The organism is uncultured Algoriphagus sp., assembly GCF_963974835.1.
GTDB lineage: Bacteria > Bacteroidota > Bacteroidia > Cytophagales > Cyclobacteriaceae > Algoriphagus.
This window is the reverse complement of record NZ_CAXBET010000012.1, coordinates 16,937-43,362: the sequence shown is the minus strand read 5'-3', so window position 1 is coordinate 43,362 and position 26,426 is coordinate 16,937. Positions and strand designations below refer to the sequence as shown.

The window sequence follows — 26,426 nt, the reverse complement described above, 5'->3', positions numbered from 1 at the left end:
GAAAAGTCTTTATCTATTTAATCTTAAAAAGGCTCCATATACTCCTTTTTATAGTTAAGCGGAGTCTTTCCAATTCGATCTTTGAATTGCTTATTGAAATTGGAGAGCGTAGGAAAGCCGCTTTCGTAACAAACCTGACTGATATTCAAATCCTCATCATGAAGTAATTTTCTGGCATTGCTTATTCGCACATCTCCCAAAAAATCTGAAAAGGATTTATTGACTCTGTTTTTGAAATACCTGCTAAATGCACTTTCTGACATGTTTGCGATAGATGCCACGTCCTGAAGTGTTATTTTTTCCTTAAAGTTTTGTAGTACGTATTCCAGTATTTCCGAGATTTTATCTTTTTCATGTGCTTTATAATTAGTCTTATAATCAATATGAGTGATAGGTTCTAGCTCGGTAGAATGGGATAAAACTTCCAAAATCTCCAAAAGACCAATGATACTTCCCGCACCCTTCCTATGAACTAAATCCTTCATCATTTTTACTACTTTTCTGTTGGTTTGACCGGTGATCTCCAATCCCCTATCTGCTCTGGCGAGCAACTTGCCGATGTCTTCAAACTCTTCTTTGAGCAAGGCATCTTTTCCAAGAAAACTCTCTGGAAAATAGATTACTATATCGTGCGTCTCCAATCCATTTTCCGGATCAAAGTAGGCATTGTCACTGCGCCAGACATGAGGAAGATTAGGCCCGGTAAGTACGAGGTCACCTTCTTTGAAAGGTTTCATGTGATCACCTATGTAGCGGGTACCCCTACCCTTCAATATGACATTCAATTGGTACTCCTCATGCGAATGCCAATATTTATCCAAATATGATTCCCGTAATTCCTTGATAACAAAAACCTTATTATTCGGAATCTTCGATTTTTGTAAGGGTTTTTTCATTGTTTCTATCTGATTTATCCTAAATTACTTGGTCTTTGAAGTCGTAATTAATCATAATTCAGTCATTTTTCAAGCGTAAACAGGGAGAAATGATGGGAATATTGCTTGTAATTAGTAAACTGTAAAATATCTTAAACTTAATATGAATTTTAAAACCCCAAAATTACCGTGGTCACCCTTCGTAGGTCTGGTGATTGTAGTAGTAGCTTTGCTCGCAGGATGCGGAGGCAAAGGCAACAAAAATTTTCTTTCATCCTCAGATCCTCGGCGAGTAGAGATTCTAGTTCTAGGGCATGAAAGTGAACATCACAATTCTGAAAAATTGATGATGTACCTGGAAACTCCTCTTTTCCAGAAAGGAATAAATCTTACATACACCACGGATGTGAATGATTTGAATTCCGAGACTCTCAATAACTACGATGGCTTAATGATCTATGCGAATCATGATCAGATCACGCCAGAGCAGGAATCAGCTTTGAAGTCTTATATAGAAGGAGGCAAAGCGCTTATTCCTATTCATAGTGCTTCTTTCTGCTTCCAGAATTCTCCTTGGTTCATAGAAGCTGTCGGTGGTCAGTTTAGCACACATGGTACTGGAGATTTCACAGCTACCATCGTGGATGCCGATCATCCTGTGATGAAGGGTATTTCTGAGTTTGAAACTTGGGATGAAACTTACGTTCACAGTCAACTCAATCCAGAAATGCATGTGCTGATGGAACGAGTAGACGATAAAGGGAAAGAGCCTTATACTTGGGTTCGTGAGCAGGGTAATGGCAGAGTATTCTATACTGCTTATGGCCACAATGAGAAAACCTGGGAAAAAGAACAGTTTCAAAACCTTATTGCTAACGGTATACTTTGGGCTGTAGGTGATGACGTCAATAAACTACTGACTGAGTATAATATTCCTACTCCGCAGTTTGAAGATGCAGATATCCCTAATTACGAGAACAGAGATCCTGCGCCTCGTTATCAGTTACCGCTTTCTCCGGAAGAATCAATGAAGCTAGTACAAGTACCAGTAGGTTTTGAACTAGAGCTATTCGCTTCCGAACCGATGATCATCAATCCTATAGCATTTGCTTGGGATGAGAGAGGGAGACTTTTTGTAATTGAAACAACCGACTATCCTAATGAGATTCGCAAAGAAGGTGGCGATGACAAAATCAAGATTTTGGAAGATACCGATGGAGATGGTAAAGCAGATAAAGTAACTGTTTTCGCAGAAGGTTTGAATATTCCAACTTCAATCATGGCTGTTAATGGTGGTATGCTAATATCCATGGCGCCTGATTTTGTTTTTCTCAAGGATACTGACGGAGATGATGTAGCGGATGTGCAGGAAGTGGTGATGACTGGCTGGGGTAAATTCGATACTCACGCTGGTCCATCCAACTTGAAATATGGTTTTGATAATAAGATTTGGGGAGTATTAGGTTACTCAGGATTTGACGGAGAAGTAAGCGGTAAGAAATTTAATTTCAGCCAAGGTGTTTACAGATTTACTCCTACATGGGAAAATATGGAATTCTTAGGACGTACAAGTAATAATACTTGGGGCTTAGGATTCTCGGAAGATTTCGAAACATTCATTTCTACTGCAAACGGACAGCACTCTGTTTATTTGGCTATGGAAACCAAATATGCTAAGAGAACTGTATATAAAGGAACTCCAAACACCGCAACAGGAATTGATACGCATTTCGATATGCCTCACCTGACTCCATTCTTAAGACAGGTAGATTGGCATGGAAGCTATACAGCTGCTGCAGGTCACAACTTATATACTGCTAGAAATTTCCCTAAAGAATATTGGAATCAAATGGCATTTGTAGCTGAGCCTACTGGACGGGTACTCCACAATGCGCGCATAGTAGAAGAAGGGTCTGGATACAAAGAGAAAAATGCATTCAACATTCTAGCGAGTTCCGACGAATGGTTTAGCCCAGTACATGCTGAGGTTGGACCTGATGGTTCTCTTTGGGTTGCTGACTGGTACAATTTCATCATACAGCATAACCCTACCCCACGTGGTTTTGACAATGGAGAAGGAAATGCTTACATCAATCCACTGAGAGATAGACAACACGGTAGAATCTACCGCCTGACTTATAAAGGCAATGAATCATCTAAAATCTTCAACTTGAAAGATGCTGAATCTGATGAATTATTAGCAGCAATTCAAAGTGAGAATATGTTCTGGAGATTGACAGCTCAGCGATTGATAGTAGAAACAAAAAACATGGACGTTATTGAGGGATTATACGACGTCATTAACAATCAAAAGGTAGATGAAATTGGATTGAATGCTCCGGCAATCAATGCACTATGGGCACTTCATGGATTAGGTGTGCTGGATGGAAATAATGCTGAGGCACAGAAAGTGGTAGAAAAAGCGCTTACCCATCCTTCAGCGGCTGTTCGTAAAAATGCCGTGAGAGTAATTCCAAAAAATCAAGCTGCATTGGATGCTATTTTAGCAGCTAATCTGATGGAAGATGACAATCTTCAGACAAGAAAAAATGCAATCGTAGCAGTATCTGAAATGCCAGCTTCAGCGGATGTTTCTAATAGATTATTGGCTATCTCTGAAAACGAAGATAATGCAAAGGATGAATACTTACCACAGGCAATATTTGCCGCGGCTCTAACTCACCCTTCTGCTTTTGAAGGTAGAGAAGTAGCTCCTAAATCAGAAGCAGATTCGTTATTAGGAATCGCAGATAGAATTTCTAAAAGTTTAGTAACTGAGTCATATACTTTGAGCCAGCGAAATGCATTGTTGTTCCCTCCTGATCCTACAGGAAAAGAGATGACCATTGAGATGGAAGTGGCTCCAGGAAGAGAAGATCTTGACGGAGTATTGGTGGCCCAGGGCAACGGTACAAATGGATATAGTTTGTATGTTTATAAAGATGCAATGCATTTTGCTATCGCTCAGGAAGGTGATGTAAAAATAATCAGCTCACGTAAAAACTTACCTACCGAACGTTTCTTGGTCAATGCAACACTCACAGAAGACGGAAGCATGAGCTTGATGATCGACGGAAAAGAAGTTGCTAAGGGAAAGACAAAGGGATTGTTTACAGGTCCATTGTCCCCGGAAAATGTCCGTGTAGGTCAGTTTGACTCTAACAATAAAGTAGGTGATTACGAAGGCAACTGGAGATTCTCCGGAAGAATTGGCAATAATTCAAGCCTTGATCTGAAGAAACCTGCCTCAAACCAAGAAAATAAAGCCGTATCCTCAACTGAAACATCAGTTGAGGTCATTAAGGATGGATTGGTCACACTTAACGCCATTCCTCATGAGATGTCATTTGACAAATCATCTTTTATCGTAAATGCGGGCACCAAACTAGTGGTAGATTTTAATAATCCTGACTTCGTCCAGCATAATCTAGTTATTGGAGCAATTGGCTCTTTGGAAAAAATAGGTAAGGCTGTAGATAAAATGGCTCAGAATCTAACGGGAATGGACAGAAGCTTTGTACCAGCTATATCTGAGGTATTGGCATCCACCAATTTGGTTTTTCCAAACACCACCGAATCCATTATCATGACAGTGCCGACTCAGAAAGGTGATTATCCTTTTGTATGCACTCTTCCAAACCACTGGAAGCAAATGAACGGTATAATGAAAGTAATATAAAGGATGCCAATTAACGTAAAATTCGGTGTAAGCACCTGGTTGTGGACCTCTCCATTTAGTTCTGAAACACTAAGTCTTTTGCCAAAAATCAAAAGTTTTGGATACGATGTAGTGGAGATCCCAGTAGAGGATCCCGCCCTGATCAATATACCTGAAGTAAAACAAGCACTTAACGATAACGGTCTTGAGGCCGTTATCTGCGGAGCTTTCGGCACAAGCCGGGATTTCACAAATGAAGATCCTTCATTTCATAAAACCAGTTTTGATTACTTAGATCAGTGCTTTGAGATAGCAGCTGGATTAGATTCCAAGTTTGTTGCAGGACCAATGTACTCTGCAGTAGGTAAAGCAAGATTGGTTTCTCCTGAGCAGAAGAAAGTGGAATGGGATCGGGCAGTGACTAACTTGCGTATTGTTTGTCAAACAGCCAGAAAATTCGGTTTGGATATCGCATTGGAAACACTCAATCGATTTGAAACAGATCTGATCAATACCTGCGAAGAATTGATGCGATTAATAGCTGACATCAATGAACCTGAAGCAAAGGTGATCTTGGATGGTTTTCATATGAATATTGAGGAACCAAATCCTGAAGCTGCTATTAAATTGGCAGGCGAAAAATTGATTCACTTTCAGGTTTCTGAAAACTATCGGGGAACACCAGGAACGGGAATTACTCCTTGGGATGCATACAAGCGAGGTCTTGAAGCCATCAATTACCAAGGAGTGGTATCGATAGAGAGTTTCACTCCAGACGTAAAAGAACTTGCTGGAGCAGTTTGTATTTGGAAGCCTTTGGTTCCTTCTCAGGATGGCTTCGCCAAAGAAGGCTTGGAATTTCTGAAAAGCTGGGCAGCAAAATAATCTACGATTTAAAAAACATGGAATGAATCAGGTAAACTTTCTATGTAACTAATATCTGGAAGGAGTGCTTCCTAAGCTTCCCTTCCTTTTCAATTTTACCTGACCTAAAAACCTATAAAATTCTCAAACCTATTTTACCTATTAATTTAAAAAAACCATACTTACACTTACATGAGTAATAGACCCTTTAATATCGCGATCATTGGACTTGGCTTTGGAGCAGAATTTATTCCTATCTACCAAAAGCATAAACTGTCGAATATGTACGCCATCTGCCAAAGAAATAAAGAAAAGGCAGAGGAAATCGGAAAAGCTTTTGGAATAGAAAAAGTATATACTGACTACGACGAACTATTAAAAGATCCAGAAGTCGATGCAGTACATATTAATACTCCAATTCAGAATCACGCAGAGCAATCTTTAAAAGCACTTAGAGCTGGTAAGCATGTAGCTTGCACCGTTCCAATGGCCACTTCTGTGGAAGATTGTAAAAAAATCGTTGAGGAAGTCCAAAGAACTGGATTGACATATATGATGATGGAGACCGTTATTTATAGCCGTGAATTTCTATTCGTTAAAGAAATGTATGATAAAGGTGAGCTAGGAAAAATTCAGTTTCTAAGAGCATCTCATCAGCAGGAAATGGCTGGCTGGCCAGGATACTGGGAAGGCCTCCCTCCTATGCATTATGCGACACATTGCGTGGGGCCTGTATTGGCTTTGCCTAAGGCACAAGCAGAATATGTTTCCTGCCTTGGATCGGGTAGAATTGATGAAAACTTGATACCAAAATACGGTTCCCCATTTGCCATCGAAACTTGTCATATAAAATTCAAAGATTCTGATTTGGCTGCTGAAGTCACTAGATCTCTTTTCAACACAGCTAGACAATACCGGGAGAGTTTTGACGTGTATGGTTCAAAGAAATCTTTTGAGTGGACGTTGATTGAACATGAAGATTCAGTGATTCATACAGGTGAAAGCCCAGAGAAAGTGAAGATTCCTGATTATGGACATTTGCTTCCTGAGGAAATTGCTGGATTCACTACTGCTGGAGTCTATGATGGTGATGACAATCAGCATTTATCTTTTATTCAGGGATCCGGCCATGGAGGATCTCACCCGCATTTGGTCAATGAATTCTTAAATGCACTTGCAGAAGAAAGAGCTCCTTATCCAAATGCTAGAGAATCAGCAAATATCACTTGCGTAGGGATTTTAGCTCATGAATCAGCAATGGATGGCGGAACAATCAAACACCTTCCAGAGTTTACTCTAAACAGTCATTAACCGGCCTAAGAAAAAATAATTATTCAAATTTGGCCATTGAATATTAATAGTTTATCAGAATGAAAATTAAAACCATATCAAAGTCGGCAGCCGTAGTGTTCGCTGTACTTTTGTTTGCATGCGGAGGTGGAGAAACCACTTCGGAAAAATCATCGCCAGCAGTAACAGCTCCCGTTGTAGAGTCTGCTGAACCAACTCCTCCCATAGTAGAAGAGCCGATTGTAGAGGAAGAAAAGGTAGAAGAAATAATCGATGAAAGTAGTAGTGTCGGTCTTACTGGCGAAGCTAAAATTGGTAATTCGGATTGCCTTTCCTGTCATTTGGTAGAAAGAAAGGTTGTAGGCCCTTCTTTCAAAGAGATAGCTGCTGAGTATAAACCTTCAGATGAAAATATCACCAAACTGGCTAATAAAATAATAAAAGGTGGCGCAGGCGTCTGGGGTGAAGCTGCTATGTCTCCACATCCGACATTAAGCGAAGAGGATGCAAAGGATATGGTTAGATATATTTTAAGCCTTTACGAATAATCAATTTTATATCAATTATAGGATATAGAAGAGTAATGAGATGTCGATAGCGACTTCAACAGTTAAATAGATTGGGTTACAAGACTAAAAAAGGTGACAGAACGTTCTGCCACCTTTTTTCATTTTACTTATAGATAGATTGGGTTAATTTTAATTTTTTAAAGTTCTTAAAGTAATAGGAATTACTTTACCCGCGTGCCTTCAGCATCAAACATTCCCAAGAGGTCACCTTTTGCGTTATCATCATCCACCTTTTTCAGGGAAAGCGTAACATCGTAGCCTGAAATGTTGAATGCAGTGCTAATCACATCTCCATTAATAACGGCAGAGCTCATTTTTTTCTCCTCCTCAACTCCCTCTTCCTTAAAATAACCGGTAGTCTTTCCATCCTTTGTTTCGAATCTTACCGGTATAGTAGCGTCACCGTGTGGAGTTCCTTTCACAAGTACATTCCATTTGCCCTCAAAATACTTCTCATCAAGGTTAGTGAGTGCAAATGCAAAGCTTATGGTCACCAAAAGCACCAAGCTGCTTAAGATTGTAATTTTACTTTTCATAGATTTGGGTTTAATGTTTTATTTTGATACAATAAATAAAAAATACATGAACACTCAAATTTTGCGACCAGATTATTTTAGCCAAATCATTGATTTCAAGTTCACTAATAAGATGTAATTAATTAGCCGAAGCAAAATCACCAAATTTGACCTGTATCAGCTTAAATTTTAATATTTCAAAGTATGCCGTCAGTATTCATTAAGCTTTTATACAGAAGTATTTTCGGCTTTAATTAGTCTGGCAAATTGTCCAAATAAATGGTGGACATTGATAAGAAAACGGATAACTATGCCATATAAAGCTTTATTGCATCTATTAAATACCTAACAAATGAGAAGAAGTAAATATTGTGCGATTATTATATTTATGCTATTGCATATGGGAGTCTTTGCACAAGAGTCTGATCTAAGTATAAAAAACTCCTTTAATTATGGTAAATCAGTTGCTGTTTTAGGGGGCTCAGTATCTGTAATACCATCTAGTGAAAAGGCAAAAATAATGTGGAAAGAGCGTCTAGGTATGAGTATCACTAATTATGGAGTTGGGGGAGCGGGTTTTTCATCCTTACAGGGGAAATCTCTGCAACAGCAAGTTGATGAAGCTGGAGCCTTTGATATCTATATTCTTTGGGCTTCTACAAATGATTATACAAACAACCGGGACGTTGGGGAATACACCGATTATTCTGAATTTGATGATTTTGATGAAAGTAAACTTGTCACACAGGCAGGTGGGATCAATTACTGCATTAAAAAGATTTATGAGCTAAATCCGAATGCACAGATATATTTTTTTACTTCAAGCAAAGCGTTCAACGATAGAGGTGCTTATGATCCATTCGAAGAAAACGGAATGGTTCGCTATGTCAATATGCAAAAGAAAATTTGTGAATTCCATGGCATTCCCTACTTGGACCAGTTCACATTAGGAGGTTACAGTATTTACAATAAAGATCTATACTATACTGATCCAATACACATGAATGAGGAAGGCTATAAAAAACTGGGAGAGTTGCAGGTATCTTTTCTTGCATTCCCAAATTGACACTATTTCCTTCCAGCTATTCCATGATAATTTTCCCTAAGGGATTGATTTCTAAATATTAAATAGTAAATTATTTATCATAGGAATTTTACACTTGCTTTGGTTTTCGAATAAGTAGGTAGAATGTCCTCTAACTTTAGACCCAAAGTATCATGAAAAGTAAAAGAAATTATGTTGCCTCAAAATTAAGAATCAATGCCAAATATCATCCGGCAATCTCCGTTAGTGCTAAAATCGCGAAAGCAGTTGCATTGGTAATCTTTTTAACACCCTTTTTTATGAGGATTTATAAAGATGCCACCATCACTTCATTCTTCATTTCCTTCTTTAGCTGTTTGGGGATTTCAATCTTCTTAATGATGGCTGCTGAAATATCTGAGGCAGCCATTGATCAGGAAGTTCAGGTATAACCTTATATGTTCTCTGAACTTCCGGGCAGACATAAATGCCTAAAATACAAAAAGAGAAGCATCTCTGCTTCTCTTTTTGAGCCTCCTATCGGGATCGAACCAATGACCTACTGATTACAAGTTCGAAAATGCAGTATTTTTTTACTACTCAGATATTACCATAATCTATTGATTAATAGGTGTAAATGAGCTTTACTTTATGTTTTTGTTTACGTATATTTACATATGTTATGACAATTTTTTGTGCAAATGGTGTGCACATGAAATCAATCCTTGAAGTAAATCTCAGCCATGATTCGAAAAAAGAACAAAGCCAAAGACCCTGTAACTGTAAACTTATATCTGGATACTAGGAGAAAAAAAGAGAATGGTAATTATCCAGTGAAAATTCGTGTTTACGATGGTATAACTAAAAAAGTCCGACTCTTTACAACAGACTTTGATTTAACGGAGACGGATTATGATAGAATATTATTTCCTGAAAAAGGACAGCGATTTAGAAAAGAAGAAATTGAAATCCGAGATGATTTGAATGCTTTAAAAGCAAAATACACTGAAAAAGTAAAGTCGTTAAAAACATTCAGTTTAGAAGCATTCGAAGATTCAATACAAATAAAGACAGCTGACTTGTTGAATGCATTTTATCATTACGATGCATATCTTAAAGAACTTAGGGAATATAAAAGAATTTCTACCGCATCTAGTTATGAGCTAAGCATGAAATCTTTAAAGGCTTTTCTTAAGTTCAAAACTCACAAAGAACCTAAATGTCTTTTTTTCCATGATATCACCGTCAAGTTTCTCAATCAATATGAGATTTATATGACTGAAAAGATGGGGAAATCTTTGACTACTGTCGGGATTTATCTCAGAGGACTTCGAGTTATATTTAATAGGGCTATCGAGTTGAAAAGTATTGATGCTAGCGTTTATCCTTTTGGATCTAAACGATATCAAATACCAGCTTCATCAAATACCAAAAAGGCGCTAGACTCAAATCAATTACAAATCTTATTTCAAGCTAAAGCAGAAACTATAGAACAGGAAAAGGCGAGGGATTTTTGGTTCTTCTCTTTCGCATGCAATGGAATGAATATGAAAGATATTCTTCACCTAAAGTGGAAAAATTTGAATATTGAACAAATCGAATTTGTAAGGGAGAAAACCAAAAGAACCAGGAAGGGAAATATTAAACCTATCCAAGTTCCCTTGACAGGCTTTGCAAAAAATATAATTGAAAAATACGGAACTGACGATCAAAATCCCAATAGTTTTATATTCCCTATCCTAAATGAAAGTATGACGCCTGAAAAACTTCATTTAGCAAAATTGAACTTTATTCGATTTGTCAATCAACACATTAAAAAGCTAGCTAAGGCAAATAATTTGAATCAAAATATTTCGACCTATTGGGCAAGACATTCTTTTGCCACTTCTGCGGTTAGGAAAAATGCGAGTTTAGAATTTGTAAGTGAAGCACTTGGACATTCCGATATGAAGACTACCCAAAATTATTTTGCAGGCTTTGAGGACAAGACAAAAAAGGAGATTCTAGAAGATATTACTTCTTTCATGAGAAACTAGAGAAAAAGATTTTCAAAATCTTCTTCTCCAACTTCATTGTTTAGCTATAAGTATTTTCCACTTTAGGTTTCAATAACTAAAAATCAAGAATTTTAAACAAAGGACTTAGTCAATGTTTATTTAACTTCCTATCTATATACTTTCTTTCTAACCTAAACAAAGGTCGATCGGCTATTCTTTTTTTGGTTTCAGTTTTGATCCATGCTAAAATTTCCTTTCTGAAAAAATAAAGCTTGCCCCCCTTTTTATGGTAAGGGATCTGATTTTTAGATACGTAGCTATAGATGGTTTGTCTTTTCAGATCCAGCAACTCACATATTCCTGTCAAGGTAAGTACCTCTTCATCGTTCTCTTTTGGAAAATTAACTTCTTGCATCAATTTTAAAATCAGTTTATTCTGTTCAATTAATTGAGATACGGCGTCAGGCAAGTCTTCAAATTTCAGTTCCATGGTAAGTTCTGTTTAATTAGTATTTGAGCTAAGTTGATTTATGCTTAAAATCCAACTTTTAAATTAAGCAGTAACTAAATGACATTATCACATCGAATACCGAAGTCTGAACTAATTTTAGTCAAATAAAAAAAAAGGAAATTCCCTTTTAAAGCTCCCCTTCATCTGCAAAGGAATAATATCCTTCCACTGTGACAATTACATGATCCAAGACAGGTAGATCCAAAGCCTTCCTATTTCCACCAATCTTCGGGGCAAACGCTTATCCTGTTCTGAAGATATCAGGTTTCCAGAAGGATGGTTATGCGAAACTATGATGGACAGTGCACATGCTTTAAATGCTGTAGTGAACACCAGTTTTGGATCAGAGAATTTAGAAGAAATTTATACTTCTATGTTTGAGGATAAAAGTATAATTAATTCTAAAATCATTATCCTCATTACCAAGAATTTAAACTTCTTCAATAGTGTTATTGCTTAAATGAAAATTTTTCTGCTACTCCCCCAAGCTTTCGGTAATATTCGTATTTTTTTTGATACTGATGAACATTAGTATAGTTGGGTTTATAAACTTGATCATAGCCTGGAGCCATTGATTTGATAGCCAACTCCATATTCTTGAATAAACCCGAGGCAACCGCTGCATATATTCCAGCTCCTAAAGCGGGAGTTTGAGTAGATGCCGAAATCTTAATGTTTCTTCCCAGTACATCAGCCATTGTCTGCATCACCAAATGAGATTTATTAGCTACTCCACCAATTGCGATTACTTCATCAATCCTTAAGCCCTCTTCTTCAAATCGATCAATTATGCACTTGGAACCAAAACAAAGCGACTCTACTAAACTTCTGAAAATATGCGCAGATGAAGTGCCCATATTAAGACCCATAATCGCCCCTTCCAAAGATTCATCTACATTGGGAGAGCGCCTTCCATTTATCCAATCCAATGAAATCAATTTACAATCCTCTATAGATAATTTGCTTGCTTCTTCAGACAAATTAATCAGTATATCATCCTTCATTTGCTGAGTCAAATTGTCTTTGGTTTGAGCATCCAACAAATCAGTACTTTCAATTAGCTTAATGGAAGGAGTTAAAAGTAGTTTGCTAAACCAAGCTAATACATCTCCGAAACCTGCCTGACCTGCTTCTAACCCAATGCAACCTGGTAAAACAGAGCCATCCACTTGTCCACATATGCCTTTGATCAGATTTTCACCAATTTCATTCGTGGCAGCTACCAAAATGTCACAGGTTGATGTACCGACCACTTTCACTAAGGAATGCTCGACAATTCCTGCCCCAACCGCCCCAGCATGCGCGTCGATTGTACCTACTGCAATCAGCGTGTCATCTGAAAGTCCAAGCTTTATGGCCCATTGCTTACTTATTCTCCCTGCTACCTCATTGGAGGTATAAGAATCTGTAAATAGGTTTTTGCGAATGCTACCCAATGTGCTGTCGAATTTATTTAAAAAACTCTCAGGAGGAAGGCCACCCCAGTCTTGATGCCACAATGCCTTATGCCCTGCTGCACATCTGCTTCTTTTCAGCTTCAAAGGATCAATTCCTGTAAGGACACCCGTGATGTAATCACAATGCTCCATCCATGAAAATGCCGCACTTGCTACAGCTTTATCTTTTCTGTGAATTGAAAGGATTTTAGACCAGAACCATTCTGAAGAATAAATTCCGCCAGAATATTTTGTAAAGTCTTCCCCTCCCCATGTTCTTGACAACTCTGTGATTTCAGCTGCTTCTTTGATTGCTGTATGATCCTTCCAGAGCACCATCATAGCATTAGGATTTTCTTCAAATCCAGGCTTCATGGCTAGAGATTCACCTCTTTCATCAACGGCCATGGGGGATGATCCCGTCGTATCAACACAAATTCCTTTGATCTGATTCTTAGTTATACCTGACTTTCGCACTATTTCAGTTATTACTTTTTCCAATCCTTCTACGTGATCCAACGGGTGCTGTCTGAACTGATTCTTTGCCGGATCGCAAAATAGACCCTTCGCCCATCTTGGATAGGCAAATACAGAACTCGCAACAACATCTCCATTTTTGGTATTTATTAATAATGCACGAACTGAGTCGGTTCCGTAGTCCAAACCTATTACATATGCCATATTATTTTCCTGTATTTTGGTTTGCAAAAAGACCTGTAAGTAGAAAGCCTACAATAAAAATTGTTAGCGTTCCCATCACTATTGTCAGGTTTGTATGCAGCGTATTTTTAAAACCTTCAATAGGAGTTCCCATCAACAAGACAGGCGAAAGACTCATCCAGCCGATCACCACTACCCCACATAGCACACCGATTGAAGCCGCTTTATTTGAAGCTTTTTTAACTACAAATCCGAGCAAAAACAACCCGAGGATTCCGCCACTGAAGATGGATGAGAGTGCCCACCATGCTTCTAAAGCACTGGTAACACCGTTGAAAGCCAAACCAACTGCAATACTCAATCCTCCCATAATGAAAGAAGTGATTAAAAGCACGCGCATGGATTGCTTTTCTGTAGTGTTTTTATTGATATACTTCCGATAGTGATCAGAGAGAAAAACAGTCGCAGAGCTATTGATACTGGTGGAAACTGTACTCATGCCTGCCGCAAAAATGGAGGCTATCAATAATCCTGTAACTCCTGTCGGAAGTCCTGAAACGATAAAATATGGAAATACCTTATCCGCATTCTCTGCCAAACGCAACTCCTCCGGTAACAAGTCAGGAAACACATGATAATAGGAAAACAAAGCTGTTCCGATGAAAAAGAACAAAAGTGAAACCGGTACATACAACAGACTACCAAACCAGGTAGATCGCTTGGCTTCTTTCTCATTCCTTGCCGTAATGTAACGTTGGATATAGCTTTGGTCAATACCGAAATTTTGAAGGTTAATAAATAGTCCATAAACTAAAATCATCCAAAAAGTAGATTCGACAAAATTGAACTCAAAACTCCCCAGGCTGAACTTATCAGCCCCCGCGGCGATGGTAAATACTTCTCCGGGCCCGTTTGGCATTGAAAACATAATAACTAAAAGACAAACCAATGCACCGCCTATCAATACAATTCCCTGTATCGCATCTGTCCAAATCACCGCTTCAATCCCTCCAAGCATAGCATATATGACAACACTTATTCCTGTACATATGATAATCAATGGAATACTCCATCCAAAGAGCGCATTCATTGGCAAAGCAAGTAGATACATAATTGCTCCCATTCTAGCCAGTTGCGTCAGCAAATAACAGATAGAAGCATATGTTCTTGCCCAAGCGCCAAAACGTGTTTCGAGATAGTAATAAGCTGATTCACTTTTCAAATTTCTATAAAGAGGCACAAAATACCTGACCGCTATCCATGCTGCCAAAGGAATAGATAAGCTAAAGACAAATCCATTCCAATTTGACAAATATGCATTTCCGGGAAGTGCCAGAAAGCTAATACTACTTACAAAGGTAGCAAAGATAGACATGCCTATGGCCCAACTAGGAAGTCGGCCTCCACCAGTGGTATATTCCAACGCTGTCCTTTTCCGAAATGAAAATGAAATTCCGAAAAGCACGATTGCCCCCATGTAAACAAGAAAAACTATTAAATCAATTAAAGGTAAATCCATTAATTATTGGCTATTTTGGGTTGTGGAGAATTTAGTTTCTCCTAAAGAAAATGTATTCTATTCCGACTCAGAATGTTAAGATAGATTAGTAACTATTGTATCAAATCGGGATCTAAGCTCTTCGATTTCTGAGTCAGAAAAAGGATAAAGAGGAGAAGCAAACTGTGACTGGCAAAGTCCTAAAAATGACATAGAGGTTTTCAAACCTTTCATGTAACTGGACTTATATTGACCTATCTGGTAAATGTTTCTGCTGATCTCCATAACAGATTCTTGATAGTGTTTTATTTTTTCAAAATCCTTATTCACAGCAGCTTCATAAAGTGCTACATATAACTCTGGAAAAAGATTGGCACCGCCACATACTCCTCCAAATCCTCCCATTAGTACGGTTTCTGCCATCATTTCCTCAGGACCTACCATCAGTACAAAGTCTGGATCATTTCTGAAGGCATGGCATAAAGCTTGAAAATATACCGCGTGTGCTGAACTATCCTTCAAGCCAATAATACGCTCATGAGCTGATAGTTCTATTACGGTATCTACTTCAATTACGAGTTTGGTATGTGACGGCATATTGTACAGGAACATCGGAAGTGAAATCGCGTCCGCCAGTTGAAGGTAATAATGCGTCAATTCTTTTTGATCGATATTATTGTAAAAAGGCGGTGCCACCACTATGGCATAGGCTCCAGCATTTACTGAAAATTCTGCCAAGGCTATACTTTCTTCGATGGACACATCTGTAACTCCTACCAACACCGGCACTCTATCGCCAACCTGATTACAGGTTTGGGTGATCAAATCTCTACGAGTTTGATAACTCAAACCAGAAAACTCACCTGTGGTACCCAGTATAAAAATGCCATGGACGCCTCCTGAAATCAAATGCTCAATTAGCTTTTCCACACTTTCTGAATCCAGAGATCCATCCATAAGTAGTGGCGTAATCATAGGAGGGACTATTCCTCTTAAAGGTTCTTTTGAATTAGTAAGTAATGTCATAAGTTATTTGTTAACTATGCTTGATAGGTTAATTGTAAAAATTTGGAAACAAAACAGACCTGCTAAATCTACTTTTCTATTGTAGGCTAAAATATGTCCTGTATTGGACCAGTTAATATTGCTAAGGTTGGTGCTTGAATTTTCCGGAGCAGCTAAAACTTCCTGAGTTATACCATCATTCACTCCAGTAATATAAACACCCTCTTTCGCCCCAAAGGCAAGGTATTTTCCATCAGAACTCAAACTGAAATTGGTATCAGGGGAAAATGTATTTTTGGTAATCACTTTAATCTCTCCCCCATTTGGCGAGACTGTAGCAATCTGCACTATTCCTGCATTATCTTTTTGATAGAAATAAATGGAATTTCCATCAGGTGAAGAGCGCAACCATTGTCTGGGTCCTTGCACACCTGGGAATTTCTGGTCAGATGTAAAAGTCAACCTGCGTTGGTTGACTCCCGATGGGATAGCAGGCAAAGAAGTAAGGCTTCCCGCATCAACAGAAGAGATAAGTTCTGAAATATTGGGAGGAAGGTCAGAAATAAAAACTTCTGTAACCTTTTCTCCAGTTTCAGATATTACATCCCCCAAAAAAGCCAAAGCCTTATTTTGCTGAGAACCATTTAATTTGGTATAGCCTGCATTCCCTACCCAGCATTCCTCATAGGCTTTGTTAATCTCATCAGATCCTGGCTTAGGATCCGCATTTACTTCTGCTAACAGCACGGCAAAACTCGTCCCATCAAAGTTTTCATCATCTACTTTTCCATTAATAGTAACCTGCTCTCCCAGAATAAAAGCCCCTACTGTTCGCATGTCTTTGATTTTGGAATTTGCTATTGATTCACGCTCCAGAACTTGGTCGTTATAAGTAAAGCTAACAAACCGCCCATCTGAGCTGTAGGAATAAGCATGTGAACCGCCACGCAGTGCGCCTTTAGTGAAGGGAATCTGCACATCCCGAGCTTCCATAGCTTCAGATTTATTCGATTCGTCCAAATTAACTTGCTTTGCAACCCTAGCCGTAAATCCATAGGGCTGCTCCTGGGAAGCGTTCATCAAACCGTGAATAAAAACCACTTCATTCCTAGTGGGATGAAAACTTGCGGCACCTGTTCCAGGACCGAAGACGGTTTGATTTTCCAACTTGTAAATTGTTTCAACCTTCTGTGTTTCCACATCCACCAATTGAATAGAAGCATTTTCCCCAATCTTGGAATCATCATTTCTATTGTCAAACACAAGAAATTTATCATCTGGAGAAAATGCCTGACGTTGATTTAAAAAATGCCCTGAAGGATCACTTGTAAGCTGAATTTCCACAAGTTCTGTTGTATCAGAAGATTCGTTTTTGTTATTCACGTTTGAGTTTCTGGGATTACATTGTACCATTGAAAAACATAGCGCATTCAGCAATAGAAAGCCGGATGCCTTAAAAGACAACTTATACTCTTTTGTTTTATCAGACATTTCCATTATAAATCATCTCTGAAAATGATAGAAATGGCCGTCTTCAGCACCCACCAAAATCTCCCAGACTCCGTCCTTGTCCCAATCGACAAACGTCGGACTGGTGGTATGTCCAGCCAATACTTTTTCTGATAGTGGACCTTTGTGGCTGAAGATTACTTTGTCAGATTCTTGACTGATATTTTCAAATAGAGTCACATTCACACTATTTATTAAAAGATCCAGATCACCGTCGTTATCCCAGTCCACGAAAGAAATTTTTCGTCTCCCACTTCCTCCAGCTTCGGCATTGTTCAGACGTAGCGGGCCACCTTCTTCATTTTCAGCTTTGTCTTTATTAGTATAGACAGAAACTTTGTCTCCGTAGAATATGCGCTGACCAGGAAGAATAGCCTGCTGACCATTTTCATTTATCCCTTTGAAAAATGCCAGATATCCTTCAAAATCTAACATTACTAAATCCATCAAACCATCCTTGTCCCAGTCTATAGCATACGGAGTCGTCCTCCACTGAGTAACCAATTTATCTTGCGGTGATTTCCACCAGTTCCAGGCTGGAGAAGTAGCTACTTCGTTTCCCCGGTTGACTTGGATAGGTTTGGGCGCTTCTAATCCAGAACCTGTATTTCTGATCCATTCTATCTTACCCCAAATGGAATTAAAAATAATATCCTTGTTCCCATCACCATCCCAGTCTGCAACTGACAGCGTAGTATAACCCCATTTGGCTTCGGCCGGACCCTGGATAGACCCATTTTCATCCGCCTGAATACGTATAGGCTTCCCTCCCACTTCCAGAAGTTTGGGCTCATTCCAACTTGGATTCTCTCCTCCGCCTATGTTCTCAATAAAAGCAAAATAACCTGCTGAATTTCCTGTAATGATATCCTCATCCCCGTCACTGTCCCAGTCCACACTTACTGGCGTAGCCAAAGCTCCAAACTTCAGGTTATCGGATTGCTGGCGAAAGTATCTTGGAGATTCAAATTGAGGCACATTTCCAATTAGTTTTCCTGTATTCCTCACCAGAGCTACACGTCCATCTTCATCTCCAACGACCAGATCTACATGACTATCCTTATCCCAATCCACGGCAACAGGAATAATCATTTCAAGATCCATTTTAATAAGGCCAGCATCATTTTTTAGAAAAATGCCTTCTTTGTGGACAGGCTTCTGCCTCGTGCCGGTATTTTCGAAGTAAGTCATCCGGTCCAAAAATTCCCCGCAGATCAGATCCAGATCCCCGTCACCGTCAAAATCAGCAAAATTCGGAGAGGGTGCTCCATACACATCAATCATCTTCCCCCCAGCTTCAATTCTTCCTCTATTTAAATATTTCCCCTCTATATTTTCCAGTAGAAAGACAAAACCATGAAGTGGCCCATTAGTCCAGACGCCTTGGTCATTGAAGGCATTGTCCCAGCCATAATCAGCCCAGTCATCTATTCCTACCACCACATCCAGATCACCATCCCCATCGTAATCGACCATTTTCCATTGGTTGAAACGAACCTTCTCAAAGCCCTTTTTCAATTCCTCCGCATCGAATAATGCTTTTTCCTCACTAGCCAGCTTGATCTTGAAATCCACCAATTCAGCTCCTGGGATAGTGACTCTCATTCCTTCATCTGTATGGGAAATCTGCACATTTTTGATAGCATCCCCTAGACGTACCGGAGGAGCAAAATGAGGAAAGTCTTCTCCTGAAGTATTTTCAAAAAAGTATAACCCATTGAATGGCTTATCAGGACAGGAAACCAACATGTCCATATCACCATCTCCATCGTAATCCATGGGAAGTGGCCAAGCCCAAAGTCCCACTCCCAAAAATGAAGTCGTGTTCGGGTTATTGTACTTGACGATTTCGAAGTCAGTGATAACTTGGGCATTGGTAGAATTCCAAAGTAAAATACCACTTAAAATAAGTGCAAACAGATTAATTTGAAATGAATTTGTCTTGGAAATCAACTGCATTCTAGATCGTCAGTTAAAGTAGGTATTAGGAAGGAGATAAATTGTGCTTATTTTATTTCCAATCTTCTGGATCAAAAATGGTAGCTGCAATGTATCTATATGGCTTAGATCCTTTTTGATTAGCATTATTCCAATAATAGACCATCACCAATTTACCATCCTCTCTCTGAATCATCCGAGGATATCCTACATCTCTGCTTGCCCCATCTCCACTTCTTAAAATAATCTCATCTCCCCAAGATTCTCCATTATTCGCACTGAAACGGACATGAACTCTAGAGCCAAATTCGCTTCTATGGATATAGCCCAACGCCAATCTACCATCCTTCAATTTGACCAATGCTGGAGGTGATCCGCCCCGGCCTGTATCTGATGCAGGATCTACTAATCTTTTCCACGAGTTTCCGTTATTATTTGAAATATAACTGGAAATCAAATTTTGACCATTTTCGTACCTCGTTCTGATAGTGGTTAGCCAGGTATTTTCTGATAATTTGATAGAGGAAGGCATGATGTCGAATCCTCCATGTTCAGCGGTAACCCATGAAACTAAATCCCAATTAAGTCCTCCGTCAGTAGTTCTTACAAATGCTACTCTTCCCTCTTTAGAATTAGATTTGGCGGTGGTTACAAAAGCACTCATTATTTGCTTTCCCTCAACATGATAATCAGTCCTATTGGCTAAACCTGGAGTACCCATATTTGGAAACACATAAGGCCCTTCCCAATGGGCACCTTTATCCTCAGAATAATAAAAGTGGCTAGGTCCATCGTGATTATTATGTCTTAAAAAGGTCAATAGGAAATCCTCAGATGTAAAATCCGGCATAGACTCCTGTAAGACTGTAGGCTTATCAGCTCTATCAGTACTTATATTATTATCATGTCCCCAAGCTGTCTGTCCCATAGAATAGGCATCCTTGATCTCCCAGGTCTCTCCTCCATCAAAACTTCTGGCATACTGGTTTTCTGCTGATTTAGGATCGTACGTGTGTAAGCCTGGCTGCGTCTGTTTGTAGGATGCTTTTACAAAGCCAACCAGAATCTCATTTCCCCAGCCCCATATACCATGGTTTGCTGGCCATCCAGCGTATTGGCCATCTTCCTGAAAAACAACATTATGTTCTATAAACTTATCGGTTTGCGCTAGCGCGGGTGTTATCACCACAACTAGTGAAAAAAAAGTAAGTGTTACTATTCCTACTAAATATCGCATTGTCATTTCTGGTTAATTTCTAATTGAAAAATTTCTTGGATCGACTACTGCATACTTTATAGACCTCCTGTTGTATGTATAAGTGATATGGACCAACCCGTCTGATGCCTGAATGATCGCAGGATAGGCATATCCATCTTCCACAGGAATATTCTCCAATGTCATTACTGGCTTCCAGTCTATGCCATTTTCTGATAGAGCAAGGTTCAGAATATTTCTACCTTTTGGCTCATCACCGTCTTTGGTGGAGTGGTTGTAAACCAATAGCTGTCTCCCATCTGTCAAGGTAACTGCGTCGGTGCCAGAATTGGGATTTGGTAAATCCAGTGCAGTCATTTCCCCCCAGGTTTCTCCTTCATCATCAGACCAAATCTGGGAAAGCACATTTTGTTTAGTCCTCGAAATCGCCTGAATCCGCCCATCAGGATAAGTTAAAATGCTAGGCTGGATCGCATCAAAGTTTACCCCGTCATTTACAGGACCAACCATTTTCCATGTATCTCCACCATCATCACTAATTTCAAAATAAACCTTCCAGTCTTGCTCCCTTCCATTTATTATATATTCAAGACTTGTAGGGTTAATGATCCGCCCAGAAGCGAGCTGCACGGGCTTATTTTTTACTGGACCTATAATGTGTCCAATGATGGGATCTTCACCGAGTTTCTTCGGTGCAGACCAAGTCTTACCATTATCTTCAGAAGTGGTGAGCATCCCCCACCAGGTGGTGGGACTTGGACCAACTTTGTAAAAAAGCATCAGTGGCTTTCCTTCAGGTTGAAATAAAACTGGATTCCAGCAGGGATATCGAAGGGTATCATTCTGTACACCATTCACTATTTCTTCGGGCCAGCTCCACTCTCCATTTATCAATCGAGATACTCTAATTCCTACATCAGGATTATTTTCATGAGTGCCCCCAAAAAAAGCTGAAACAATTCCTTCTGGAGTTTCTATTAAAGTTGATGCGTGTACTTGAGGGGTAGGTTTATTATCAAGTTCGTATATCAACTCAGACTTAATCAAGGCTCCTTCTCCAGGTTTAGCCAAAGGTGGTAAATAATATTTACCAGTGTAATCATTGGGAATTTGCTGTGCTGATCCCAATACAGGGATCAACATAACAAATAAGCATATTATTGAATTGCGCATATTAGAAATCATAACTTAAATAGATTAATAGCCTGGGTTTTGTTCCAAATCTGCACCTAGGTTAGCATCTATTGCTACCTGAGGAATTGGCCAAAGACCATTGTGATCCTGGATGGTATTACGCGAGCTCTCCAAAAGCCCATATTTCCGTACTCTCTCTACCAGTTTACCCATTCTGATTAGGGTACGCCTTCTAGGTTCTTCAAACAATAATTCCCGGGCTCTTTCATCCAAAATAAAGTCTAAGGACAAATCGTTTTCGGATATTAGTCTAGCTTTAGAACGACTTCTTAAAGCATTTATATCTTCAGCAGCTTTGCTGGCATCACCTTTTCTTAAGTAAGCTTCAGCTCTAAGTAAATATGTCTCGGCAAGTCTGTATACATACACATCTTTAGAAGTTCGGCCTGATGTATTATTTAAATTCCAGGGTTCCCCTTCTATTTTACGAGGGTAGGAATACATACTTCTTAGGGTATCTTCTGCGGCGGTTCTTTGTGGGACTAATTGTCCAAAATACTGGGATTTCGGGTTATTGAAATAAAAATCCCTACGCATGTTAAATACCGAATTCCTAATATCATTTTCATCATTCCAAATTTCATACAGGCTATAAATAGTACCCCGAACTCGACCTACACCTCTACCCATTTCATTTGTCGGTACATTCGGAATTCCATTTGGATCAGTAATTTTGACGAAAAATGGCCCAAAATTTCTTACAGCCTGATTGCCATCCCGGGTCCCGCCTCCGCCGGCTGTGAAACTCTCAAATTGCCAAACATATAATGATTCCAGATTGCCTGAACTTCTATTATAGTTACCATCCTTAAATAAGTCAGAGAATACATCCCCGGGTTCATCCTGATTCGTTCCGAATCGAGAAGTCATCAACTGATATTCCCCTGAATCAATCACTCGAGAAGCACTTTCGATGGCCTTATCAAATTGCTCTAAACTAATATAAACCTCTGTAAGTAAATGATCCGCAACACCTTTACTAATCCTTCCTGGCTTAGTTTGGTCAGCTGACGGCAACCAGTTGGCAGCAAACTCTAAATCTTTTCTTGCAAATTCATATACCTTTTGGCGCTCTTCTCTTACATAGTCATATTTGGGAGCATTAAGAATAGTATCTACTATAGGAACATCCCCATATAGGTTAGCCAGAAAGTTATGTGCATAAGCTCTGTAAAATTTAGCTTCTGCTATAAATGCATTTTTCTGAGCTTCATTTTCCCAAATACCGTTATTCTCTTCTTTATTGGCGTATACTATGACCGTATTTGCTTGTGGTAAGATAGTTCCGTAAGCCCAGTTCCAATTTCTGTTAACCTCAGGGGTTACAGAAGACAAATAAGATATCCAATTTCTATAAGTGAAGTATTCTGCTCCTGCATCCTCTCCTACATCAGTTCCGGGAAAATTGGTAATGAAAAAGGTATTATCATCCTGAGAATATTCTTCTCTGGCTGCCCAAGACAATCCAGTCATGTAGGTTTCAAATCCAGCCACGGACACCAAGGTATTATCTGCACTTAAGGAAGAAAGTGGTTCTTCAGATAAGAAGTCATCGTTACAGGATAAAAGTAAGGTCAGGAAAGATATACCCAAGAACTTTATTCCGTTACTATTGCTATTAAATATTTTCATTTGTCTATTCATTAAGGATTAAGAAGAAAGAATTAGAATGAGACATTCAATCCAATCAAAAATGTTTTCGGCATCGGATAAAGATTATCGCTACCCTGCTCGCTGGTATAAGCACCTCCGTTTTCTGGATCTGTGCCCAACCAATCTGTAATGGTTCCTAAATTCTTGCCTGTCATGTAGACTTTCAAACCCTTTAGTTTCAATTTATCAAGCGTGGATTGACTGAAATCATAGGAGAAAGTCACATCTCTAAGTCGTATAAAATCTCTACTGGCATACCAATTTGTTTGGAGTGGATTAGAGTACACTAAAGATGGTCTTGTATTAGATTGATTTTCAGCTGTCCACCATCCTGCATCATATTGTCCCAAACTGCGTCCCGGTACTAAAGGGTTGATTAAATTGAATGGTGCAATCCATCCTTGCATTGCATTAACAAAAACTGAAAGAGAGAAATTATTATAACTAAAGTTGTTTCTAAAACCGAACTGGTACTTTGGAATATTCCCTGATCCAACTACTGTTCGATCATCGGTATTGATCTTACCATCGCCATTTAAATCTTTTACTCTAACAAAACCCGGTTGCGAACCTGCAGGAATATCATCATCTCCATCTTGATAGATACCATCAAATTCATAATCATAATATGAATTGATAGGCTTACCAATAAACCAGCTATTTGCGATATTATCATCTTCTCTACCATCTTCATCTAAGTCAGTTTTGAACAGATGGACTATCTTATTTTGATTATGGGAAAAGGTAAAATTAGTGCTCCACTGGAACTGTTCATTTCTTATGTTATCTGTAGATAAGGATATCTCAATACCTCTATTGTTAACTTCACCCACATTGGTTAAAATACTGGTATAGCCATTCATAACCGGGATATTACGTCTAACCAACAGGTTTTCTGTATTGCTATTATAGTACTCTATGGTGCCAGCAATTCTTCGTTGGAAAAGTTCAAAATCTACCGCAAAATTTGCTGTTTTGGTGGTTTCCCAAGTAAGATCATCATTACCTAAGGTAGAAGTAACCACCCCCAAACTACTACTTCCACCATCCCCAAATACATATCGATTAGTTGAAGAAAGCGTAAGAGACTGATAGGGTTCAATTGCCTGGTTACCCACAGCCCCGTAAGAAGCCCTCAATTTCAGCATATCAAAAACTTCCAGATTTCTCATGAACCCTTCATCGGTAACTATCCAAGCCAAGGAACCAGATGGGAAAGTTGCATACTTGTTATTAACAGAGAAAACAGAGCTGCCATCCTTTCGGGCTGTAAGTGTCAATAAATAACGCCCTTTAAACTGGTAATTAACTCGCGCCATATAGGAGACCATATCCACGGCGTAGGCTGAAGAACTTATACGCTGTATTTCTCCTAGTCCCAGGTTATTATAGCCTAAAACATCCACATTAAACTGTTCTCCCGAAGCGAGTGTCGTTTCCGCTTCCACGTGATTTCTCCCAAACAACAGGGTTAAATCAAAATTATGATCCTCACCAATACTCTTATTATATGTTACTATGTTTTCTAGTACCCAATTGTATTGTCTTTCATTAAGCTTTCTTGCAGATGTGTTGTTGAATGAAACATTTTTATCCTGATGCATAAAATTGTAAGCATGATTCCACTGGAAACTAGGAGAAAAATTCACACGGTATGAAAGACCATTTAGGAAGGGAGCATCCACCTGGGCAAAAAAATTGCTAAACAGGTTTTCCCGTTTTTCGTCATCATCAGAAAGTAAAGAAGTTCGCATAGGGTTGGCAGCTGCTTGCTCATCCGGAACTGGAAATTGGGTAGGTGAACCATCCTCATAATACATAGTACCAAGCGGGCTGATCCGATAGGCGTCTCGGATACTTGCACTCACTCCAGAAAGATCCCTGTGTGAAAACATGGTATTCGTACCTATTTGAAGCCAAGGTTTTATCGTACTGGTGATATTAGCCCGGAATGTGCTCCTCTTTTGATTATCATCATAAATTAATCCTTTATCATCACTCATTGAAGCTGATATAAAATAGTTCGTGACCTTAGTTCTACCGGATATGTTCAGATCAATAGAGCTAGTCCTTCCTTGTTGGGAAATTTCTTTCCATGGGTCTATTGACTTCCCATTTTGCAAATTTTCAGCTTCAGTAGTTGATAGGTAATTGGAAATCGAATTAGGGTCAGCCGGTAATCCAGATTGGGCTCTCCAATCAAGTCTTCTTTGAATATACCTTTCCGGACTTAGTAACTTAAGTTCAGAAGCCCACTCAGAAATGCCGGTATAACTAGTAAGACTGATGGAAGGAGTCTCCGTAGATCCTCCTTTGGAAGTTATTAAAATGACACCATTGGCTGCTCTTGAACCATAAATGGCTGTTGAGCTCGCATCCTTCAAAATTTCCATGGATTTAATATCCCTTGGACTAATATCATTCAGGTTCCCACTAAAAATTATACCATCCAAAACGATCAATGGGCTATTGGATCCACTAAGGGAGTTTTGTCCTCGTATTAATAAATTCCCAACTTGTCCAGGCCTTCCCGTTTCATTGAACTGGACTCCTGGCACGCCTACCATTGCTTCGGTGATAGATACATCATCGCTGTTTCTAGACAAGTCAGCAGAGGTTATTGAACCGGTAATATTTCTTTTAACCTGTGTACCATAGCCAACTACCACCACTTCTTCTAGTCCTGCGATATCTTCCTCCATCACCAAATTGATTTCGGATCTATTTCCTATTTGCTCCTCCTTAGATTCAAATCCAATCATTGAAAAAACTAATGCGCCTCCATTTTGTGGGATCATAATAGAATATTTGCCATCTATATCCGTGACAGCGCCAATTGTTGTTCCTTTCAGCAATACATTCACTCCCGGTAGTCCATTCGGATCATCACCTGTCGTAACTGTTCCTTGAACAGTCCGGTCTTGCGCATAGGAAGCATTCGATACAAGCAAAGCTCCAAAGAGCAGAAGCATGATCAATGAAAACCTCCTAAGAAAAGGTAGTCTTACATTCAT

19 protein-coding genes and 1 pseudogene are annotated in these 26,426 nt (G+C 39.1%); 7 read left to right on the top strand and 13 right to left on the bottom strand.

Annotation, left to right across the window (positions count from 1 at the left end; genetic code table 11):
• Positions 1–23 precede the first annotated feature (23 nt).
• Positions 24–896, bottom strand: coding sequence for an AraC family transcriptional regulator (locus AACZ73_RS18605; protein WP_339880206.1), 873 nt, complete (start codon positions 894–896; stop codon positions 24–26).
• Positions 897–1,038: 142 nt separating this feature from the next.
• Here AACZ73_RS18605 and AACZ73_RS18600 point away from each other — a divergent pair, with 142 nt between their 5' ends.
• The 4 genes from AACZ73_RS18600 (at position 1,039) to AACZ73_RS18585 (ending at position 7,235) form a co-directional block, all read left to right on the top strand.
• Entirely contained in the window at positions 1,039–4,554 is a 3,516-nt protein-coding gene (locus AACZ73_RS18600) for a PVC-type heme-binding CxxCH protein (RefSeq protein ID WP_339880204.1), read from the top strand.
• A gap of 3 nt (positions 4,555–4,557) precedes the next feature.
• Positions 4,558–5,418 (top strand): sugar phosphate isomerase/epimerase family protein, encoded by an 861-nt coding sequence (locus tag AACZ73_RS18595; RefSeq protein WP_339880202.1) that lies wholly within the window; start codon positions 4,558–4,560, stop codon positions 5,416–5,418.
• Positions 5,419–5,589: 171 nt separating this feature from the next.
• Positions 5,590–6,708: a Gfo/Idh/MocA family oxidoreductase gene (locus AACZ73_RS18590; RefSeq protein ID WP_339880200.1), complete on the top strand. Its 1,119-nt coding sequence runs from the start codon at positions 5,590–5,592 to the stop codon at positions 6,706–6,708.
• A gap of 59 nt (positions 6,709–6,767) precedes the next feature.
• Complete coding sequence (locus AACZ73_RS18585) at positions 6,768–7,235, top strand: c-type cytochrome (RefSeq protein ID WP_339880198.1); 468 nt, start codon at positions 6,768–6,770, stop codon at positions 7,233–7,235.
• 182 nt (positions 7,236–7,417) lie between these two features.
• On the opposite strand, the gene AACZ73_RS18580 is transcribed toward AACZ73_RS18585, so the two are convergent.
• Positions 7,418–7,792: a hypothetical protein gene (locus tag AACZ73_RS18580; protein ID WP_339880196.1), complete on the bottom strand. Its 375-nt coding sequence runs from the start codon at positions 7,790–7,792 to the stop codon at positions 7,418–7,420.
• A 331-nt stretch (positions 7,793–8,123) separates the two neighbouring features.
• On the opposite strand from AACZ73_RS18580, the gene AACZ73_RS18575 reads away from it, so the two are divergent.
• The 3 genes from AACZ73_RS18575 to AACZ73_RS18565 all read left to right on the top strand — a co-directional run bounded on the left by AACZ73_RS18575 (position 8,124) and on the right by AACZ73_RS18565 (position 10,831).
• The gene (locus tag AACZ73_RS18575) at positions 8,124–8,837 is read left to right on the top strand and encodes an SGNH/GDSL hydrolase family protein (RefSeq protein WP_339880194.1); all 714 of its coding nucleotides are present in this window, start codon (positions 8,124–8,126) and stop codon (positions 8,835–8,837) included.
• Positions 8,838–8,989: 152 nt separating this feature from the next.
• Positions 8,990–9,247 carry a hypothetical protein gene (locus AACZ73_RS18570; RefSeq protein ID WP_339880192.1) on the top strand — a complete coding sequence of 86 codons (258 nt, stop codon included), beginning with the start codon at positions 8,990–8,992 and terminating at the stop codon, positions 9,245–9,247.
• A 291-nt stretch (positions 9,248–9,538) separates the two neighbouring features.
• Positions 9,539–10,831 carry a site-specific integrase gene (locus AACZ73_RS18565; RefSeq protein ID WP_339880190.1) on the top strand — a complete coding sequence of 431 codons (1,293 nt, stop codon included), beginning with the start codon at positions 9,539–9,541 and terminating at the stop codon, positions 10,829–10,831.
• A gap of 109 nt (positions 10,832–10,940) precedes the next feature.
• On the opposite strand, the gene AACZ73_RS18560 is transcribed toward AACZ73_RS18565, so the two are convergent.
• The 11 genes and pseudogenes from AACZ73_RS18560 to AACZ73_RS18510 all read right to left on the bottom strand — a co-directional run bounded on the left by AACZ73_RS18560 (position 10,941) and on the right by AACZ73_RS18510 (position 26,426).
• The gene (locus AACZ73_RS18560; protein WP_339880188.1) at positions 10,941–11,282 is read right to left on the bottom strand and encodes a helix-turn-helix domain-containing protein; all 342 of its coding nucleotides are present in this window, start codon (positions 11,280–11,282) and stop codon (positions 10,941–10,943) included.
• Between the two features lie 148 nt (positions 11,283–11,430).
• A pseudogene (locus tag AACZ73_RS18555) lies at positions 11,431–11,666 on the bottom strand (JAB domain-containing protein).
• Between the two features lie 86 nt (positions 11,667–11,752).
• Positions 11,753–13,420, bottom strand: a complete 1,668-nt coding sequence (locus AACZ73_RS18550) for a ribulokinase (protein ID WP_339880186.1) — start codon at positions 13,418–13,420, stop codon at positions 11,753–11,755.
• Position 13,421: 1 nt separating this feature from the next.
• Positions 13,422–14,918: a sodium:solute symporter gene (locus tag AACZ73_RS18545; protein ID WP_339880184.1), complete on the bottom strand. Its 1,497-nt coding sequence runs from the start codon at positions 14,916–14,918 to the stop codon at positions 13,422–13,424.
• Between the two features lie 75 nt (positions 14,919–14,993).
• Positions 14,994–15,923: a dihydrodipicolinate synthase family protein gene (locus AACZ73_RS18540; RefSeq protein WP_339880182.1), complete on the bottom strand. Its 930-nt coding sequence runs from the start codon at positions 15,921–15,923 to the stop codon at positions 14,994–14,996.
• A 3-nt stretch (positions 15,924–15,926) separates the two neighbouring features.
• Complete coding sequence (locus AACZ73_RS18535; RefSeq protein ID WP_339880180.1) at positions 15,927–17,285, bottom strand: DUF3748 domain-containing protein; 1,359 nt, start codon at positions 17,283–17,285, stop codon at positions 15,927–15,929.
• Between the two features lie 120 nt (positions 17,286–17,405).
• Positions 17,406–19,370 carry a VCBS repeat-containing protein gene (locus tag AACZ73_RS18530; protein ID WP_339880178.1) on the bottom strand — a complete coding sequence of 655 codons (1,965 nt, stop codon included), beginning with the start codon at positions 19,368–19,370 and terminating at the stop codon, positions 17,406–17,408.
• A 52-nt stretch (positions 19,371–19,422) separates the two neighbouring features.
• Positions 19,423–20,586, bottom strand: a complete 1,164-nt coding sequence (locus AACZ73_RS18525) for a sialidase family protein (protein ID WP_339880176.1) — start codon at positions 20,584–20,586, stop codon at positions 19,423–19,425.
• 12 nt (positions 20,587–20,598) lie between these two features.
• Positions 20,599–21,738, bottom strand: a complete 1,140-nt coding sequence (locus AACZ73_RS18520) for a sialidase family protein (protein WP_339880175.1) — start codon at positions 21,736–21,738, stop codon at positions 20,599–20,601.
• Positions 21,739–21,762: 24 nt separating this feature from the next.
• The gene (locus AACZ73_RS18515; RefSeq protein ID WP_339880174.1) at positions 21,763–23,391 is read right to left on the bottom strand and encodes a RagB/SusD family nutrient uptake outer membrane protein; all 1,629 of its coding nucleotides are present in this window, start codon (positions 23,389–23,391) and stop codon (positions 21,763–21,765) included.
• Between the two features lie 32 nt (positions 23,392–23,423).
• Positions 23,424–26,426, bottom strand: coding sequence for a TonB-dependent receptor (locus AACZ73_RS18510; protein ID WP_339880173.1), 3,003 nt, complete (start codon positions 26,424–26,426; stop codon positions 23,424–23,426).